At 39.5% G+C, this 15,844-nt stretch carries 12 protein-coding genes; 5 read left to right on the forward strand and 7 right to left on the reverse strand.

Features of this window, described 5'->3' with window-relative positions:
• Nucleotides 1-2 precede the first annotated feature (2 nt).
• Nucleotides 3-1,463: a helix-turn-helix transcriptional regulator gene (locus DO88_RS08695; RefSeq protein ID WP_033039565.1), complete on the reverse strand. Its 1,461-nt coding sequence runs from the start codon at nucleotides 1,461-1,463 to the stop codon at nucleotides 3-5.
• Nucleotides 1,464-1,715: 252 nt separating this feature from the next.
• Between DO88_RS08695 and DO88_RS08690 the strand changes: the two genes are divergently transcribed.
• Both DO88_RS08690 and DO88_RS08685 read left to right on the forward strand, forming a co-directional pair.
• A complete protein-coding gene (locus tag DO88_RS08690) occupies nucleotides 1,716-3,128 on the forward strand; it encodes a sulfatase-like hydrolase/transferase (RefSeq protein WP_033039566.1) in 1,413 nt (470 codons plus the stop codon).
• A 15-nt stretch (nucleotides 3,129-3,143) separates the two neighbouring features.
• Complete coding sequence (locus tag DO88_RS08685) at nucleotides 3,144-4,586, forward strand: sulfatase family protein (protein ID WP_033039569.1); 1,443 nt, start codon at nucleotides 3,144-3,146, stop codon at nucleotides 4,584-4,586.
• A 62-nt stretch (nucleotides 4,587-4,648) separates the two neighbouring features.
• Here the strand turns inward: DO88_RS08685 and DO88_RS08680 are convergent, their stop codons facing one another.
• The gene (locus DO88_RS08680) at nucleotides 4,649-6,604 is read right to left on the reverse strand and encodes a CRTAC1 family protein (protein WP_033039571.1); all 1,956 of its coding nucleotides are present in this window, start codon (nucleotides 6,602-6,604) and stop codon (nucleotides 4,649-4,651) included.
• A 291-nt stretch (nucleotides 6,605-6,895) separates the two neighbouring features.
• On the opposite strand from DO88_RS08680, the gene DO88_RS08675 reads away from it, so the two are divergent.
• From DO88_RS08675 to aldA, 3 genes are read left to right on the forward strand one after another with little or no spacing between them, the layout of a single operon-like run.
• On the forward strand, nucleotides 6,896-7,918 hold the full coding sequence (locus tag DO88_RS08675; RefSeq protein ID WP_033039573.1) for a (R,R)-butanediol dehydrogenase: 1,023 nt from the start codon (nucleotides 6,896-6,898) through the stop codon (nucleotides 7,916-7,918).
• 31 nt (nucleotides 7,919-7,949) lie between these two features.
• Nucleotides 7,950-8,714, forward strand: coding sequence for a 2,5-didehydro-3-deoxy-L-galactonate 5-reductase (locus DO88_RS08670; protein ID WP_033016439.1), 765 nt, complete (start codon nucleotides 7,950-7,952; stop codon nucleotides 8,712-8,714).
• Nucleotides 8,715-8,718: 4 nt separating this feature from the next.
• Nucleotides 8,719-10,167, forward strand: a complete 1,449-nt coding sequence (aldA, locus tag DO88_RS08665) for an aldehyde dehydrogenase (protein ID WP_007376607.1) — start codon at nucleotides 8,719-8,721, stop codon at nucleotides 10,165-10,167.
• A gap of 80 nt (nucleotides 10,168-10,247) precedes the next feature.
• On the opposite strand, the gene yfaE is transcribed toward aldA, so the two are convergent.
• The 5 genes from yfaE to ubiG all read right to left on the reverse strand — a co-directional run bounded on the left by yfaE (nucleotide 10,248) and on the right by ubiG (nucleotide 15,802).
• A complete protein-coding gene (gene yfaE, locus DO88_RS18740) occupies nucleotides 10,248-10,520 on the reverse strand; it encodes a class I ribonucleotide reductase maintenance protein YfaE (RefSeq protein ID WP_008139206.1) in 273 nt (90 codons plus the stop codon).
• A complete protein-coding gene (gene nrdB, locus DO88_RS08660) occupies nucleotides 10,520-11,650 on the reverse strand; it encodes a class Ia ribonucleoside-diphosphate reductase subunit beta (RefSeq protein WP_007376605.1) in 1,131 nt (376 codons plus the stop codon). Before nrdB ends, yfaE begins: the two co-directional genes overlap by 1 nt.
• A 66-nt stretch (nucleotides 11,651-11,716) precedes the next feature.
• Nucleotides 11,717-13,999 (reverse strand): class 1a ribonucleoside-diphosphate reductase subunit alpha, encoded by a 2,283-nt coding sequence (gene nrdA, locus DO88_RS08655; protein ID WP_008139207.1) that lies wholly within the window; start codon nucleotides 13,997-13,999, stop codon nucleotides 11,717-11,719.
• A gap of 412 nt (nucleotides 14,000-14,411) precedes the next feature.
• Nucleotides 14,412-15,092, reverse strand: coding sequence for an HAD family hydrolase (locus DO88_RS08650; RefSeq protein WP_033031672.1), 681 nt, complete (start codon nucleotides 15,090-15,092; stop codon nucleotides 14,412-14,414).
• Complete coding sequence (ubiG, locus tag DO88_RS08645) at nucleotides 15,092-15,802, reverse strand: bifunctional 2-polyprenyl-6-hydroxyphenol methylase/3-demethylubiquinol 3-O-methyltransferase UbiG (protein ID WP_007376602.1); 711 nt, start codon at nucleotides 15,800-15,802, stop codon at nucleotides 15,092-15,094. Before ubiG ends, DO88_RS08650 begins: the two co-directional genes overlap by 1 nt.
• Between the last annotated feature and the right edge of the window lie 42 nt (nucleotides 15,803-15,844).

The raw sequence follows: 15,844 nt of genomic DNA on the forward strand, positions 1-15,844 counted from the left end.
ACTCATTTAGCAGCCCTCATTGATGATTTTAATTGGCATTGTTGTTGGTATTCTTTTGGTGATAACTCGGTGTGTTTTTTAAATACCGTTGAAAAGTACGCTGAGTTATTAAATCCTACCGCATAGGCTGTTTCGGTGACTGTTTTAGTTAACAAGAGTAATTTAGCTTGGTTTATCCTCACATCAGCTAGACATTGATTAATCGTTGTTGCCGTTAATTGTTTAAAAATTTTCATTGTGTGAGAACGGCTCGCACCCACAGCACTGACAATATCTGCAATGGATATATCATGGTGGTATTGCTCAATAATATACGCTTTTACTTTATCAACCAGCTGCATGTCAGGGGTGTTACTATTTAACTGATTAATTGCGTGGTGTAATACTGTGATCACTTGATGCAGGGCACTATCAATATTGATGATAGTGTTAGCATCATCAAGGTGATTACCGATATTCTCCAGTTCACCAAGTAATGCTTTACTATTTCCGCAATGAAAAATGACCTTATCAAATATCATAAATGCGATTTCTTTTGCCCTGATCTGATAACAGCTTAACGAATTGTCACAGTAAATTTTTAGCTTAACTAATAGTTCGTCTAACTTGGTCGCTGTTAAATGTGGATTAGCAGTGCAGATAATCTCAAGTAGATCAGCACGCTCTTTCAGTGGATATGCTTTATTCAATTTGTCTAGGTAATATTGGCTAAAGTCGCGATTATTAGCTGCTGTAAATTGCGCTATGGCGAGTGCATTTTGGTGTTCTGTGTGTTGTTTAATTTTATCATTAGTAAATTGAATATCGTTATAAACCGCCCAGCTCCAAATTAGTGCACTTAAGCTTGCACCAACATAGTAAATCACCCACAGCTCAAATGCGTTACCAATGCACATAAAAACACTCAGTGTAAGCGCGCCATAAACATGGGTTGCAACATACGCTTTGAGATTTGTTTGTAATAGTAAAATACAAGGGAGTAATAATTGCACGCTGATTAAAAGCAATTGGGATGAGTAAATATGCTGTGCGTTTATGTTTTCTAACTTAACTAACCAAGGTAGCTCATTGGGACTGTAAAAATATAAGGGGGCTGCACAAAGGAAAAAGCACGACCATGCAATCCCTAGTATAACGGGTGCTATTAATAAGGGTTTTGGTAATTGCAACTTAGCTTGTGTTAATAGTGCATAAAGTAAGCAGGGGATGCCAATACTAAAAAGCAAAATGTTTCTAAAAAAATCATACCATCTTTTCCCTTCATTAAGTGGCATTACATTAATAATTGGGCCGCATAAAAAAAGAATAAAACAGATTATAAAAGCGCAATAAAAAGGGTAGGCATCACCAATGCGTTCGCGCACAAGCGTAAAATAAATGAGTACCATAATGAAAATGTTGGCAGCCGCAAATGGGATCACCGTACGTAAAAATATATCCCAGTTTAATTCGGTGTAATACATAGCTATTTTTTATTTTTATAAGGCAAGAACCAAAACAATAGTGGTGATGGGGGTTACAAGTCAAGCTTTGTTAACAATTTACTTTTTTAGTATGGTAAATTTAAATTACCCCTCTTTTAGTCTGTTGATTAATAATGAAAAGATTATTTTATAACTCGTTATGGAGGATATTGAATGCAGCACAACCAACACTTAATTTAAAGTAACGCATTATTTAAATATCAATTTAGATGTTTGTTATAAAGGGAATATATGCGTATTAATTTAAAATCTGTCTATTCGTTATTGCTGCTTAGTGTATTCAGTAATCTATGTTACGGGGAAGAGCAACCGAATATACTGTTGATTATAGCCGATGATGCGGGTTATCACGACTTCGGTTTTCAGGGCAGTGAAGTAATGCAAACGCCAACAATCGATAAGTTGGCAAGTCAGAGTGTTGTATTTGAGCAAGCCTATGTTACAGCGGCTGTGTGTGGGCCTTCACGCGCGGGTTTGTATACGGGGAAATATCAGCAAAGATTCGGTTTTGAAGAAAATAATGTGCCAGGTTATATGAGTAAATCAGGCTTCACTGGCGACAAAATGGGCTTACCTTTTACTCAAGTTACTATGGCCGATCACCTCAAAGAACTGGGTTACCACACGGGATTATTTGGTAAATGGCATCAAGGTAATCACGATGATTATCATCCAACTAAGCGTGGCTTTGATAACTTTTATGGCTTTCGTGAAGGTGCGCGTGGTTATTTTGCATACAGTAATGAGGAACAACAAGCTTACCCTTCCCAAAAGATGGAGCGAGACTTTAAACACTATATTGAACACGAAGGGTACTTAACAAATGCACTGGCGACTCAAACCAGTCATTTTATTGGTCAATCCGTCGTCAATAAACAACCTTTCTTTGCAGTACTATCGTTTTCAGCGGTGCATGCGCCGATGCAAGCAACGAATGCTGATTTAGCTCAATTTCCACATTTAACAGGTAAGAGAAAAATATTAGCTGCGATGAATTTTGCTATGGATCGCGCTATTGCTGTCGTATTAGATAAGCTTAACGCACTTAAAATTAGTGATAACACTCTAGTGGTGTTTATTAATGATAATGGCGGACCGACTGATCAAAATTATGCCAATAATTATCCATTAAGTGGTACTAAAGCCAATCATCTTGAAGGCGGGATCCGAGTACCTATGTTATTAAAGTGGCCAAAAAGGCTTTCAAATAATAATACGCGCTATACGTATCCGGTGAGTTCACTCGATTTATTACCGACTTTTATTCATGCTGCTAATGGCAAAGTGACTGAGCAGATGCAGCTCGATGGCGTTGATTTGATGCCATTTTTATTATCAAAGAGCACACAACGACCTCATCAAACCTTGTACTGGAAAAAGGAATCTCGAGCCGCTATTCGAGACAAAGACTTAAAGCTACTGCGTTTTCCTGACCGGCCCGCTGAATTGTACGATCTTTCTGTCGATGTATCAGAGAACCATAATTTGGCATCGTCGCAGCCAAACCAAGTAGCGAACTTGATGAAAAAACTATTCCAGTGGGAACTAACACTAGAAAGACCTTTATGGCAATTAAAGCGTGAATACGAAGGTCATGCAATGACACGTATGGATAGCTATCGCATACATCAAAAAAATAATTAAAAAGAGGATTAAATAATGAGACGACACGTGTTATTGATACTGATAACTATGTTTATGAGTATAAACAGTTTTAATGTCAATGCCAGCGAGCAAAAACCAAATATAGTGGTGATCCTCGCCGATGATTTAGGGTATGGTGACTTAGGGTTTACTGGTTCAAAAGAGATTAAAACACCTAATATTGATGCATTAGCGAGTAATGGCACCCGCTTTAAAAATGCGTATGTGACACACCCTTACTGTGGTCCTTCACGTGTAGGCTTACTGACTGGGCGTTATCAAGCGCGTTTAGGTATGGAAAACAATGTAAGTTATATGCCACAAGATAAATATATGGGACTACCACTATCTGAAAATACCTTTGCTAATCGTTTACAAGACGTTGGCTATCATACATCGGTATTTGGTAAGTGGCACTTGGGTGGCGCACCGCATTTTCAGCCTAATAAGCGTGGCTTTGACTATTTCTATGGTTTTTTAGATGGCGGGCATAATTATATGCCTGATCAAGTGACGGTTGGCGGAGATGGTTATTCACTGCCGCTGATGCGTAACACTCAAGTGACCGAATTTGATGAATATTTAACGACAGCGCTTAGTCGTGATGCCGTGAAGTATATTCACCGACAGCAAGAATCGCCATTTTTTATGTATTTATCTTACAACGCACCTCACACGCCACTACAAGTACCCTCTGAATATATTGAAAAATATAAGCATATTGAAGATGAAGACCGACGTGTTTATGCAGCCATGATTGATGTTATGGATGAAGGTATAGGTATGGTAGTCGATGCACTTAAAGACATAAATCAGTTAGATAATACACTTATTATCTTTTTATCGGATAATGGCGGGGTATTTCCTGAAAGCTGGCAACCGACTAGCGATTGGGCTGATAATTCACCTTTTAGAAGAGGTAAAGTGGCTTTACTAGAAGGCGGGATCCACGTTCCTTTTATCGCTCATTGGCCAGGGGTAATTCCTAAAGGCGAAGAGTTTACTGGTTTAGTATCATCACTTGATATTGCTGCAACTTCAGTTGCACTAGCGGGTGCTGATAATAAGAAATTAGATGGTGTTAATTTACTGCCATTTTTACAAGGCACTAAACAAGGCAGCCCACATCAGGCGTTATTTTGGCGCTTAGAAGAGGCACCGAATATTTATGCTGTACGTACCGCTGATTATAAATATATGAACCAACCACTACCGAATGTAGGCCGTAGTTTTTTTGATATGAAAGCGGATCCGTATGAGCAACATAATTTGGTTGATACATTACCCGCTGAACAAGCGAAATTAGCCAAGCTGTGGAATGAGTGGAATAAGCACAATACAAATAATGTATTGCAGCAATCATGGGAATACAAAGCACAAATAGATGAGTTTTTTGAGCAGTTAAATAAGCAGAATATTGAACATGCAAAACAAACCCCAAATTACATTATCAAGTAAATATAATAAGCCCCCTGTCGTTATTCGCTTAATTAAGGGGGCATGAGAGTTGCGGCTATGGATTAGTTATTTAAGTTACCAACACTTATCAATTGATCTGTAGGTTGTTTATTTAAATGCTCAGAGCTGCCATCTCGCCATGTAACAATAACTGATGAGATTGAATCTGCCTGTGCTAATCCAAAATGTACAATATTAAGTAAGCTTTGCGAGTGGGTAGCACTTTGTGAACCAATAACTTGATATTGGCTCGCAGTTGCTGTTTTAATTTGTACTTTTGCACCATATGGATCAACCCCACTTTTTGAGTACCCAACTCGAATAAGGGTGAAGTGTGCGTGACTTAACTCTGTGGTATTTTTATATAAATGCCATTGGCCGTTATCTTCATCTCCGCTTAGTAGGTCGAGTTTTCCGTCTAGGTTGAAGTCAAATGCGGCTCCCATATCGCCATGTGAGTCTAAGCCACGTTCGGTATCGGCGTTATGAGTGATTGTTGCTTTAAAGTTGTAATCACCTTGGTTAATGAGTAAAACATCGGCAACTCGCTCTTTTAGTTCACCAAAGCGATAGACCATAAAGTCTATTTTTGTGTCGTTATTAAAATCGCCAGGTACAACTCCCCAGTTATTACTGTTTGTTAATGCTGGTAATTTAGATGAAATATCAACTAGCTTACCATTATCGTTACGTAGTAATACATCAGGAAGGGCGAGATTTTGTGGTTGCCAATCGCTTTGATAGCCTTTTACATTTTTGAATGATGCGCGTACATCCCATGCAAGGTTATCGGTAAGTACCCATTCTACTCGCCATCTATTATTCCCTAAATACCCAATGTACCAGCCAGTTTTATCAAGCTTAGTTGGAAACCCGCGCGCTCTTTTCTGGCTAATGGTTGTGTTTTTATTGGGTGTATTTATTAATTCTTTTTTCTCGCCTATGTATACATCCATATGGCTTAATAGCTTGGCACGCGGGAAGTGATAAAAGTCACTTAGTATAAGGCTTCCTGAGTTTGTGTTGTCGGTAATGAGTGTTATGCCATCGTGACTTTTATTACCTTCATCACGCAGGTCTAGTCGTTTGCTACTTTTATTAAACGATAGACTGTTATTAGCGATAGTGTAGCTTAGCTTTCCGCGAGCAAGGTAGTAGTCCATATCGCCGTCGTTATCTATATCAGCTTGCGCAACTGCGAGCGTGCCTTTGTAGGCTTCACTATTTGCACCTAATAGATCTTGAGTCGTATTGGCGAAGGTAAAGTCGTTATTACCTTGATAAATAGCTAAATTGTTGTATCCATCAAAAGCAAAAATATCGAGTATGTCATCGTTATTGTAATCGGTTAATAATACACGCTCGGCTTTTATATTTTCAAAAGTAGCTGATGGGTGATAAGTAAATTTTCCATTGCCGATATTTTCAAAAATGATATTACGAGGGGAGTTTTCGTGAATTAATTTTTCGGCGTTTACTTGGATAAAATCAAGATCACCATCGCTATCTATATCAACCCAGCGCACAGAACGCCCGCGAGCCCCCATTTTAGATAAGCCAGCTTCGACGGTTTTATCTTCAAATTTACCATTATTGTTTTTAAGTAGTCGCTGGGGTTGAGGTGTAGTGCCATTTCCACCACCTAGTGCAATAAGTACATCGAGATCACCATCGTTGTCGTAATCACCGGCCGACATACCGTGTAGATCTGCTCGTGGAAAAATATCGTTTTGTAGTGTGTATGTGCCATCTCCATTTGCCATAAATAAACGAATAGGAGTGGTGTCGTGATTTGTTAGCAGCAGGTCATAATGACCATCACTGTTTATATCGGCAATGGTAGGGCCGCCATATTTCCAGTTTTTTTGTGTTATTAAGCCAGCTTGTTCAGACACATCAGAAAATACAACGTTGTTACTTGTTTGGCTACTGGGCGTTTGTGTGGTTTGGCTGCATCCCGCTAAGTTCATAGCGCTAATTATCACTAAGCTAAAAATTGATTTTTTGTTTTTAATCACTATTGTGCCTCCTTACATTGTGTTAATTGTTGACAATATAGATTGAGAGTAAAACATACAAGTAAATTTTATTACCCAAGCCTTAATGTTTTTAACTGACTCGCTTTACTGCTCTGAAGTTATATTAAATATTAAGAGTGGCTTTACAAATTACATACCTAGGTGTAAATTGTTAACAATAAACCATATCAAAGATATGATAGTTCACTTTGATATTCCTCGTATCGGCATTGTTTTAATGATGCATTACTTGGTCACTATTTAATTAAACATTCTTGAAGGTATAAAAATATGCAAGCTGCACAATATATAGGTAACAAGTCATTTAACATTGTTGAAGGCACATCTATTAAACCTAAAGCGGGTGAGATTAGATTGAGTGTTGGATACGTTGGGATTTGTGGTACTGATATGCACATATACCATGGTGTGATGGATCAACGAGTGTCTATTCCGCAAACAATTGGCCATGAAATATCAGGTGTTGTTGCAGAAATAGGTGAAGGCGTTGAAGGCTTTGCTGTCGGCGAAAACGTGGTAGTACGTCCACTAGATTGGTGTGGCGATTGTCCTACGTGTAATGCAGGGCATACGCATATTTGTCAAAACTTAAAGTTTATGGGAATAGATACGCCAGGTGCTTTTCAGTCAAGCTGGACAGTTAAAGCGCGTACTTTGCATAAATTACCAGCAGGCGTTGATTTAAAACAAGGCGCATTAATAGAGCCGTTATCGGTTGCGTGCCATGATGTACGACGCTCGCGCTTACAAGCGGGTGAGAAAGTTGTTGTGCTTGGTGGCGGGCCAATTGGGCAATTAGTTGCTGCGGTTGCTAAAAGTGTTGGCGCAGAAGTACTCGTGTCTGAGCCTAACGAAAGCCGCCGTGCTTTTGCCGATGAGCTAGGTGTTAAATCGGTTAATCCCATTGAAGAAGATTTAGCTGCCTATGTAGATAGCTGGACGCAAACAAAAGGTGCTGATGTTGTATTTGAAGTATCAGGCGTAAAACCCGCAATAGAGGCTATGACTGAAATAGCAGGGCGCCGGGGTCGTATAGTCATGGTGGCTATTCACAGTGTTAAACCTGAAATCGATTTATTTCAATTTTTTTGGAAAGAGTTGGAGTTATTAGGTGCACGTGTATACGAAGCGGCCGACTTTGATTGGGCTATCGAATTAATTTCATCGGGCCAAATAGATCTTAAACCTTTTATTAGTTCGGTTAGTTCGTTAACTGATATTGGTAGTGCATTTGCGAGTATGGATGGAAATCCAGAAGGCATGAAAGCGCTTGTTGAATGTAACCCACAATAATAAAAATTATAAAGGTATGAAAATGAATAATATGTTAGAAAAATTTAGTTTAGAGGGCAAAGTAGCCCTTGTTACAGGTTGTAAGCGCGGTATTGGTAAAGGTATTGCTCTAGGTTTAGCACAGGCTGGCGCTGATATTATTGGTGTATCTGCAAGCTTAGAGCTTGAAGGCTCTGAAGTAGAAAAAGAAGTTAAAGCACTTGGCCGAAATTTTAAAGCCTACCAATGTGATTTTGGTGATCGTGATGCGCTTTATTCTTTTATTAATGATGTAAAAAGTGATTTTCCAAAAATTGATATTTTAGTCAATAATGCAGGTACAATCCTTCGTGCTCCTGCGGCTGAGCATGGCGATGATTTATGGGATAAAGTGATTGAAGTTAACTTAAATGCTCAATTTATTTTAAGCCGCGAAATAGGCAAACAAATGATAGAGCATGGCGAGGGTAAAGTTATTTTCACGGCTTCTTTGCTCACTTTTCAAGGTGGTATTACAGTACCAGGTTACGCAGCTAGTAAAGGTGCTATTGGGCAATTGGTTATGGCGCTTTCTAATGAATGGGCTGGCAAAGGCATTAATGTAAATGCCATTGCGCCAGGTTACATTGATACCGATAACACTGAGGCATTACGCAATGACAAAGAGCGTAATGCAGCCATCTTAGCGCGTATTCCACAAGGTCGATGGGGAAATCCTGAAGACTTTAAAGGGCCTGCTGTGTTCTTGGCTTCTGAGGCTGCTAGTTACGTAAATGGCGCTATTTTATTGGTTGATGGCGGATGGATGGGGAGATAGTTCAATGAACTTTCATAATAATGTGAATTTTATAAATGGCGAATATGTTGCTTCTAAAGCAAGTGGCACGATTGAAATATTAAGCCCATCTACAGGTAAAAAAATTGGTGAAATACCAAAAGGCTGTATAGAAGATGCGCAGTATGCACTTGAATCAGCGAATGTAGGACAGAAAAAGTGGGCTAAATTGACAGCTCGCACACGTCAAAATATATTGCGTGTGTTTGCTAATAAAATTCGTGAAAATAAAGATATTCTTGCGCCAATGCTTGTTGCAGAGCAAGGTAAATTACTATCAGTTGCACAAATGGAAGTTGACGTAACAGCGACTTTTATTGACTATGCATGCGACCATGCACTTACTATTGAAGGCGATATTTTACCTTCAGATAACGATGATGAAAAAATATACATTCATAAAGTGCCACGAGGCGTAGTTGTGGGTATTACTGCGTGGAATTTTCCGCTGGCATTGGCTGGTCGTAAAATTGGACCTGCGTTGATCACAGGTAACTCTATTGTATTAAAACCTACTCAAGAAACACCTTTAGCAACCACCGAGCTAGGTCGTTTAGCAAATGAAGCGGGTATTCCTGCTGGCGTGCTAAACGTTATTAATGGATCAGGTTCTGTTGTTGGCCAAGCATTGTGTGAAAGCCCAATTACTAAAATGATCACCATGACAGGCTCTACTGCTGCAGGTAAGCAAATCTACAAAACTAGCGCAGAATACATGACGCCTGTAATGCTTGAACTTGGCGGTAAAGCGCCAATGGTTGTTATGGCCGATGCCGACCTTGATGAGGCTGTTGAAGGTGCGCTTTGGGGTCGTTTTGCTAACTGCGGGCAAGTATGCACCTGTGTTGAGCGTTTATATGTTCAAGAGTCTGTGTACGATGCGTTTATGGCTAAATTTATACCAGCTGTAAAAGCACTTCGTGTTGGGGATCCTATGAACCCAGATACGCAAATGGGTCCTAAGTGTAATCAACGCGAAATAGACAACATTGATCACATAGTTCAACAAAGTATTCAACAAGGCGCTTCTGTCGCCACTGGTGGTAAAGTTGCTTCTGTTGAGGGTTTTGAAGGCGGTTGTTGGTACGAACCCACGTTACTTGTAGACGTCAAGCAAGATAACATTGCAGTGCACGAAGAAACTTTTGGCCCAGTACTCCCTATTGTTAAAGTTAAAGATATGGAGCAAGCGATTGAATACTGTAACGACAGTATTTATGGCTTAAGCGCTTATATATTTACGCAAAACTTTTTCGATATTAATAAAGCCATTAACGAATTAGAAGTGGGTGAAGTTTATATTAACCGTGGTATGGGTGAGCAGCACCAAGGTTTTCATAATGGCTGGAAACAGAGCGGCTTTGGCGGCGAAGATGGTAAATTTGGTCTAGAGCAATATCTAGAGAAGAAAACCGTTTATTTGAAAGAAAAATAATATTCCAAAATTTAGCCGTAATGCAGCTTAAGCAAAAAGCCAATAATGTTTTCATTATTGGCTTTTTATTTGTCAGCAGATTACTTTAAATTAATACTTATATCGCCATTGGGTTTACAGCAGCACAACAATATTTCGCCTTCTCGCACAAACGCAAGTGGCTCTTCGTTATACTCAACACTGCCAGACACTAAAGTAGCTCTGCAAGCTCCACAGTAGCCTTCACGGCATTGGAATGCGACGTCTATTTTCATGGATTCTAAGCAGTGTAAAAGAGAAGGGCAGCCAGTATTAAATTCTATACACTGGCTGTTTTCTGCAAGCGTTATGCTTGCAGTAGACTTGTCACTCATTATAAATCAAAATCACCAAATTCTGATGCATCAACTTGAGAGTCTATTTGACCAACAAGGTATGAGCTTATTTCTGCTTCTTGTGGTGCTACTTGTACATTATCAGACACGAGCCATGAGTTGATCCATGGAATAGGGTTACTGTTGTTTTCAAACTGTGCAGGTAAGCCAATCGCAGTCATACGGGCGTTGGTGATGTATTCAACGTACTGACATAAAATATGTTTATTTAAACCAATCATTGAGCCATCTTTAAACAGGTATTCTGCCCATTCTTTTTCTTGCTCTGCGGCTTCAACAAACATTTTAATTGCTTCGTCTCGGCACTGAGCGGCAACAATCGCCATTTCTGGGTCGTCTTTACCGTCTTGCATAATATTTAAAATATGCTGAGTACCCGAAAGATGCAGTGCTTCATCGCGCGCAATAAGCTTGATGATTTTAGCGTTACCTTCCATCAGTTCACGCTCAGCAAACGCAAACGAACATGCAAAGCTTACGTAAAAACGAATCGCCTCTAAAATATTTACCGACATCATTGCAAGGTAAAGTTTCTTTTTAAGCTCAAATAAATTCACGATAACGGTTTTACCGTTAATTTCGTGTTTTCCTTCACCGTATAAATTGTAAAGTGATACAGAGTTAATTAGGTCATCGTAATATTTTGTTACCGCATCAGCACGTTCGCTAATTTTATCGTTGCTAACAATGTCATCAAAAATAAGCTCAGGTGCTTGTGTTACGTTACGGATAATATGTGTGTATGAGCGGCTGTGAATTGTTTCACTAAACGCCCATGTTTCTATCCATGTTTCAAGTTCTGGTAGCGATACGATAGGCAGTAGGGCTACGTTTGGTGAACGCCCTTGCACACTATCAAGTAATGTTTGGTATTTTAAGTTACTTAAAAATATGTGCTTTTCGTGATCTGGTAATGCCTGAAAGTCTAAACGGTCTTTACTTACGTCCACTTCCTCAGGACGCCAAAAGAAAGACAATTGTTTTTCGATTAGCTTTTCAAAGATAGGGTACTTTTGTTGGTCGTAACGAGATACGTTAACTGTTTGGCCAAAAAACATTGGCTCTTGCATTTGGTTATTATGGTTTCGGCTAAAAGTAGTATAAGACATGTTTATCACTCAAAAAAACTATCAGAAAAAGCGGGCTAAATGCCCGCTTAAAATAAAAATTAGTAACTATATTTTACACGCGCCGCCTTCACAATCATCATCTTCCACTTCTGGAGTGTCTTCTTGTGAATCTGATGCGCCATCACGGGTGTTGTGATAGTACAACGTTTTAACGCCCAGTTTGTATGCACTAAGTAAGTCTTTTAATAAGACTTGCATAGGTACTTTACCGCCTTCGAACTTGTTTGGATCATAATTTGTGTTTGCTGAGATTGTTTGGTCAACAAATTTTTGCATTATGCCTACAAGCTGTAAGTAACCATCGTTTGATGGGATATCCCATAATAACTCATAGTTATTTTTTAAGCGTTCATACTCAGGAACTACTTGTTTTAAAATACCATCTTTGCTTGCTTTAACACTAATATGACCACGTGGAGGCTCAATACCGTTTGTAGCGTTAGAGATTTGCGACGATGTTTCTGATGGCATTAACGCACTTAATGTTGAGTTACGCATGCCGTGCTCTTTAATGTTTGCACGTAATGTATCCCAATCAAGATGAAGTGGTTCATCACAAATCTTATCTAAATCACGTTTGTACGTATCAGTTGGCATAATGCCTTGAGAGTACGTTGTTTCGTTAAACTTAGGACATGCACCACGCTCTTTAGCAAGCTCGTTAGATGCTTTCATCAAGTAGTATTGAATCGCTTCAAATGTTTTGTGAGTCAGGGCGTTCGCGCTGCCATCTGAATAACGTTTACCGTTTTTAGCTAGGTAGTATGCGTAGTTAATTACACCTATTCCTAACGTACGGCGTCCCATAGTTGCATTTTTAGCAGCCGGTACAGGGTAGTCTTGGAAATCAAGTAAGTTATCAAGTGCACGTACAGCAAGCTCAGCTAATTCTTCAAGCTCATCAAGTGATTCTATTGCACCTAAGTTAAACGCAGAAAGTGTACAAAGGGCAATTTCGCCTTCTTCGTCATTTACGTTATTAAGTGGCTTAGTTGGCAATGCAATTTCTAAACATAAGTTAGATTGGCGAATAGGCGCAACTTTAGCAATGAACGGGCTGTGTGTATTACAGTGATCCACATTTTGTAAGTAAATACGACCAGTACTTGCACGTTCTTGGGCAAACATAGAGAAAAGCTCAATGGCTTTGATACGCTTTTTACGGATAGACTCGTCTTGTTCGTATTTGACGTAAAGCGCATCAAATTCTGCTTGGTCTTCAAAAAATGCATCATAAAGGCCAGGCACATCTGATGGGCTAAATAACGTAATGTAATCGTCTTTAATTAAACGAGAATACATTAATTTATTAAATTGTACGCCGTAATCTAGGTGACGAACACGGTTGTCCTCTACACCACGATTATTTTTAAGTACCAGTAGGTTTTCTACTTCTAGGTGCCAAAGCGGGTAGAACAATGTTGCAGCGCCGCCACGTACACCACCTTGCGAACAACTTTTAACCGCTGTTTGAAAGTGCTTATAAAAAGGAATACAACCAGTGTGATACGCTTCGCCATTACGAATATGGCTACCTAGCGCACGAATTCGACCTGCGTTAATACCAATACCCGCACGTTGTGAAACGTACTTAACAATAGCTGATGATGTTGCATTGATTGAATCGAGGCTGTCGCCACATTCAATTAATACACATGAGCTAAATTGACGAGTAGGGGTACGAACACCAGCCATTATTGGTGTAGGCAATGAAATCTTAAATAACGATACCGCATCATAAAAACGTTTAATGTAATTAGTACGCGTTTCACGTGGGTAGTCAGCAAATAAACTTGCCGCTACTAAAATATATAAAAACTGTGCGCTTTCGTAAATTTCACCTGTTACACGGTTTTGAACGAGGTACTTACCTTCAAGCTGTTTTACAGCAGCATAGCTGAAGTTAAGATCGCGAGAATGATCAAGGTACGCATCAAGCTCATCTAACTCTTGCTCTGTATAATCTACTAATAAGTGAGCATCATAGCGTTTGTCTTCAACCATTTTAGTTACATGATCAAATAAACGTGGTGGCTCAAATTGGCCATAGGCTTTTTTACGTAGGTGGAATACAGCTAAACGCGCTGATAAATACTGGTAATCTGGCGATTCTTTTGAAATCTGATCTGCAGCTGCTTTAATAATGGTTTCGTGAATATCTTTGGTACGAATACCATCGTAAAATTGAATGTGTGATTTTAATTCAACTTGCGAAACCGAAACGTTATTTAAACCTTCGGCGGCCCATTCAATAACGCGATGGATCTTATCAAGATCAAGCGGCTCTTTACGCCCGTCACGTTTGCTTACAGATAACTGTTGGTTCATAGCTTTGCCTGTATTCCTTGGGGATTATGTATTTTGACCAATGTTTACACCTCAAATTAGCAAGGTGTAGTGCTCATTTATTATAGGTTTCACCAAATTAGTGAATTTAATTGAATAACATTTGGCCACAATATCTGGTGTTGTTCAATTTAGAGATCACAAGATAGTGTGGTCTGCATTGTTTTGCAAGGGACATAATTGCCCCTGTTTGTGGATAACTTTGGGATAACGCATTTGTGTTAGTAGACACTCACCTTCGAACAATCATTTAAGTTGAAATATGCAAAAATCAACTAATGATCTGCTAAATTTACGCATTTTAAAAATAAATTTTGACTGCTTTTTTTATCAGCAAGCTTTGCCTAAAAACTAACACAATCACAATATATAGTGTTTATTAATTAACATAGCACTATATATGGTTAAAACCATCAATTGGACTTAGCCAGTTTAAATTGGCTTTCCAGCTTAATGCCTCATCTTCACTGGGAATGTAACCCCAAAGTGCAGTCGCGGTATGCATACCTGCTGCTTTGCCTGCTTGTATGTCACGCTGTGCATCACCAATGTATAAACAACGCTTTGGCTGTACTTGCATAAGCTTTGCACAATGTAGCAGTGGTAAAGGTGATGGCTTAGCCTCTGCTAAAGTGTCACCACTTATTACTACACTGGCATTTTTTAAAGCAGGAATAGCTGCAACTAAAGGATCGGTTAAAAACCCTGGTTTGTTAGTCATGATCCCCCATTTGATCTTTTTATGATCTAGGGCGATAAGTAACGATTCAACTCCGCTGAAGCAGCGTGTGTGATTTGCTATGTTTGCAGCGTACTCGTCAACTAATTGCTTTATAAGCTCGCTTTGGGGTTGTTTGTCCCATAACGCTTTAAAACCAGCCTCTAATAATGCGCCAGCGCCGTTAGATGCCGCAGGACGGTATATATCACTACTAACAGGCTCTATTTTATTGCTAATAAGCACCGCGTTTAAAGCGGCACCTAAATCATCAGCAGTGTCGAGTAGGGTGCCGTCTAAATCAAATAAAAATGCATCGTACTCAATAAGGGGATGGGGGGCTTGAGAGTTAGCCATTAAGCTAACTTCTCAAAATAAAGTATGTAATTTACGCTAACGTCGTTATTAAGCGTATATTGCTTTGATAGTGGGTTATAAGAAAGGCCTGTACTTGCACGAACTTTTAAACCCGCTTGCTCTGCCCATGCAATGAGCTGTGCAGGTTTTATAAACTTTTTATGGTCGTGTGTACCTTCAGGCACCATTTTTAAAAGCTTTTCAGCACCAACAATAGCGTATAAGTATGCTTTAGGTGTTTTGTTCAGGGTTGAAAAAAATACGTCTGCGCCTGGTTTGGCTAGTGCGGCTACGGCATGAATGATAGATGCCGGGTCGGGAACGTGCTCAAGCATTTCCATACAGGTTATTACATCAAAGCGCTCTGGATTTTGTGAAGCAAACTCTTCAGCAGGCACTTTTATATAATCTACATTTACGCCAGTTTCTAAACTGTGCAACTTAGCAACAGTTAAAGGCTCTTGCCCCATGTCGATGCCAGTTACTTTTGCGCCCATGCGCGCCATGCTTTGGCTTAAAATACCGCCACCACAGCCAACGTCGAGTGTTTCTTTATCGAATAAGCCTTGCGTTTTGTTTGCTATAAAGTCTAAACGTAACGGGTTAATTTCGTGAAGAGGTTTGAATTCTCCGTCTAGGTCCCACCAACGCTCGGCGATGGCTTCAAATTTTGCTATTTCTGCGTGATCTACATTTTGATGTTCGGTCATAAAATACTTCCTCGTCAATCTGAGGCCATTATATAGGGCTAA

Source organism: Pseudoalteromonas sp. S3431 (assembly GCF_000690035.1).
Lineage (GTDB): Bacteria > Pseudomonadota > Gammaproteobacteria > Enterobacterales > Alteromonadaceae > Pseudoalteromonas > Pseudoalteromonas fuliginea.

Excerpts from the sequence above, each read along its gene's own strand:
- nrdB (WP_007376605.1), bottom strand. The coding sequence starts at position 11,650 with ATGTCTTATACTACTTTTAGCCGAAACCATAATAACCAAATGCAAGAG.
- DO88_RS08675 (WP_033039573.1), top strand. The coding sequence starts at position 6,896 with ATGCAAGCTGCACAATATATAGGTAACAAGTCATTTAACATTGTTGAA.
- aldA (WP_007376607.1), top strand. The coding sequence starts at position 8,719 with ATGAACTTTCATAATAATGTGAATTTTATAAATGGCGAATATGTTGCT.
- ubiG (WP_007376602.1), bottom strand. The coding sequence starts at position 15,802 with ATGACCGAACATCAAAATGTAGATCACGCAGAAATAGCAAAATTTGAA.
- DO88_RS08695 (WP_033039565.1), bottom strand. The coding sequence starts at position 1,463 with ATGTATTACACCGAATTAAACTGGGATATATTTTTACGTACGGTGATC.
- yfaE (WP_008139206.1), bottom strand. The coding sequence starts at position 10,520 with ATGAGTGACAAGTCTACTGCAAGCATAACGCTTGCAGAAAACAGCCAG.
- DO88_RS08690 (WP_033039566.1), top strand. The coding sequence starts at position 1,716 with ATGCGTATTAATTTAAAATCTGTCTATTCGTTATTGCTGCTTAGTGTA.
- DO88_RS08685 (WP_033039569.1), top strand. The coding sequence starts at position 3,144 with ATGAGACGACACGTGTTATTGATACTGATAACTATGTTTATGAGTATA.
- nrdA (WP_008139207.1), bottom strand. The coding sequence starts at position 13,999 with ATGAACCAACAGTTATCTGTAAGCAAACGTGACGGGCGTAAAGAGCCG.
- DO88_RS08650 (WP_033031672.1), bottom strand. The coding sequence starts at position 15,092 with ATGGCTAACTCTCAAGCCCCCCATCCCCTTATTGAGTACGATGCATTT.
- DO88_RS08670 (WP_033016439.1), top strand. The coding sequence starts at position 7,950 with ATGTTAGAAAAATTTAGTTTAGAGGGCAAAGTAGCCCTTGTTACAGGT.